At 69.8% G+C, this 1,026-nt stretch carries 2 protein-coding genes; both read right to left on the bottom strand.

Going from position 1 to position 1,026, the window contains the following annotated elements:
• Positions 1–55 precede the first annotated feature (55 nt).
• Positions 56–826 carry a helicase associated domain-containing protein gene (locus tag GT354_RS04225; RefSeq protein ID WP_346011841.1) on the bottom strand — a complete coding sequence of 257 codons (771 nt, stop codon included), beginning with the start codon at positions 824–826 and terminating at the stop codon, positions 56–58.
• A partial coding sequence (locus GT354_RS53435; RefSeq protein ID WP_237534360.1) for a hypothetical protein occupies positions 823–1,026 on the bottom strand: 204 nt, incomplete at its 5' end. The genes GT354_RS04225 and GT354_RS53435, both read right to left, overlap by 4 nt.

The following is a 1,026-nucleotide window of genomic DNA, read 5'->3' on the forward strand; positions in this document are numbered from 1 at the left end:
AAGACCACCTCCTCGTTCACCGCCGCGATCACCATCGTGTCCATCCTGCTCTGGCTCAGACGCCCACTTTGAAGACACTTCCTAGGCGTACGTCCTCGCGCCACCTGTCGAACGCCGTCACGATCTCGACGTATCCGCGGGGGACTTCGAGGTGCCCGACCCGCTTCCGATAGGCGGCCGCCGCGCTGAGTGCGATCTCGAACGCCTGCTCCCGCGTCCGTTTGGGCCTGGGCCCGTCCGGCTCGGACGCCTCGGCCGCCAGCGGCGCCAAGGTGTCGGCCGCCGCCCCGGGCGGGGGCAGCCCCAACTCGACCAGACGCTCGCGCTGCTCCTGGCCCAACGTGTCCCAGCCGGCCCGTTGCCGGGCGACCCACCGCCCGATGGCCTCGCCGCGGTGGACGACGTCCAGGGCGACGTCGTCCAGCCGGGCCCCGGTGCCGCGCGTCCTCAGGGACTCGCCGACATAGGTCAGGCGTCGTTGCCAGGACACGGGCCAGTGGGGTGGGTTCCACGGTTCGCCTTCGACGAGCGCGTCGAGGGCCTCGATCCGTTCGGTGTCGAGGCCGCTCTTGCGGTCCTGGGTTCGCTTGGTCTCCAGCCACTTGCCGATCGGAAAACCCTCGATCACGGCGTCGCCGGGGGCGGCGAGGGTGGGGTGTTCGCGCGAGTATTCACGCGCTATGGCCAACCCGTCCTCCCAGGCATGATCGAGCAGGGACCACACCATCCCCAACTCGTTCAATTTCTGGACCTGCTTGGTGTTCAACCGCCCCGCCGCGTGTTCCCTGCGTTGTTCGGAAATCCAGCCGCCCAGCGGGAACTTCACGCTGCGGTGGTCGACGTCGACGCCGTCGAGGGGGACGCGCAGGTCGGGGGATGGTTGCGGCGGTAGCGCTCGGCCGCGCGCAGGCCGCGCAGCCAGTTCCGCGACTGCGGATCGACCACATGCATCTCGACGAAGCGGGCGATCTCGACGGGGTCGCGCAGGCTGGAGAACCGCAGGATCGGCCGCCACTCCTCCCGCTC

This window comes from Streptomyces sp. SID3343 (assembly GCF_009865215.1).
Lineage (GTDB): Bacteria > Actinomycetota > Actinomycetes > Streptomycetales > Streptomycetaceae > Embleya.